We start from the raw sequence: 1,168 nt of genomic DNA on the forward strand, positions 1-1,168 counted from the left end.
AGGCGGCGCGGGGCGTCGGCGGCGGGCGGCGGCGCCTCTGCGGCGTGGTCGTGGCCTTCGTGGGCGAAGGCCGGCGGCGTGCCGAGCAGCAGGGCCAGGCAGACGGCCCGCAGGGCGGCGAGGGCGCCGGTGCCGGAGCGCCACCGGGCAGCCAGAAGGGTGGGAGCGTGGCTACCGATGTCCAGGGTGTTTTCCGGGGCAAGCGGCCGGCCCGACTCGCGCGCGCCGGCCTGGACCAAGGCTTCCGCCGCATGCCCCCACGGCATCGGGGGCAGCCCTCGCACCGGCGCCGGGATGCAGCGGGCGCGATCGCTGGCCGGTGCATCGCTACGCGGCTGCGTGTCGGCCGACGCAGGCAAAGGCGCGATTCCGTAAGCCGGCTTCATGCCCCCGCCCTCCCCGCCTGCCGGTGCGAACGCCGGTAGCCCTGCCAGCCCGCGGCACCGAGCAGTGCCACGGCCAGCCCGCCGGCGATCCAGCCGCGGTAGCCGCCTGCAGCGGCGGGGGCCGCCGGGCCCGGCCCCGGCACCACCAGGGTGGCCGGCAGCAGGTCCATCGCCTCGCCGGCCTGCACGGTGAAGATCACTTCGTGGCGGCCCGGTGTGGCGAGCGGCCCGGCGGGCAGGCGCAGGCTGCCATCGGCGGCGGGCGTCGCGACGCCTTTCCAGGCGCCGGATTCAGCCTCGATGACGGCCTCGGCCAGCGGGGCGTTGTCGCGGGCGCGGTCCAGCCACAGCACGAGTTCGCTGCCGGCCAGCACGGCGACCAGGTCGAAGTCGTGGCTGCGGGCGGTGGCGCGGGGGGCCCAGTCGGTGGCGGCGGCTTCGGGGGCGCCGTGGTCATGCCCCTCGTGGGCGGGCGTGGCGGTGGCGAACAGCAGGGCCGCCAAGGCGGCGGCGAGCGGTGTCGGGGTGGGGCGGATCATTCGATGGCTCCATTCAGGTAGTCGCGCCAGGCGAGGGCCTGGTCACGGGCGAGGCCGGCGCGCAGCAGCGCGGCGTCGGCGTCGAAGGCAGCGGCGCGGGCCCGCAGCAGGGCTTCGAGTGGGCGCTCGCCAAAGCGCCAGGCCTTGTCGGCGAGGGCCACGTTGTCGGTGGCCAGGCGGCGGCGGGCCTCGGCGGCGGCGTGCAGGCGGCCAGCCGCGGCCAGCTGGTCGTCGGCCTGGGCG

The 1,168-nt window shown here is 77.7% G+C and carries 3 protein-coding genes; all 3 read right to left on the reverse strand.

Annotated features, from left to right (window positions below; genetic code table 11):
- Positions 1–386: hypothetical protein (locus ZRA01_RS20295; RefSeq protein ID WP_218028782.1), on the reverse strand; the 386-nt coding region annotated here is incomplete at its 3' end.
- Positions 383–925 carry a hypothetical protein gene (locus ZRA01_RS20300; protein ID WP_141355183.1) on the reverse strand — a complete coding sequence of 181 codons (543 nt, stop codon included), beginning with the start codon at positions 923–925 and terminating at the stop codon, positions 383–385. The genes ZRA01_RS20295 and ZRA01_RS20300, both read right to left, overlap by 4 nt.
- Positions 922–1,168 (reverse strand): hypothetical protein (locus ZRA01_RS20710; RefSeq protein WP_218028783.1); only part of this gene is annotated, 247 nt, incomplete at its 5' end. The genes ZRA01_RS20300 and ZRA01_RS20710, both read right to left, overlap by 4 nt.

Origin of the sequence: Zoogloea ramigera (genome assembly GCF_006539865.1) — a bacterium.
Classification (GTDB): Bacteria; Pseudomonadota; Gammaproteobacteria; order Burkholderiales; family Rhodocyclaceae; genus Zoogloea; species Zoogloea ramigera.

What these genes read in the sequence shown, in the direction of transcription:
- ZRA01_RS20300 (WP_141355183.1), bottom strand. Translation starts at nt 925, where the DNA reads ATGATCCGCCCCACCCCGACACCGCTCGCCGCCGCCTTGGCGGCCCTG.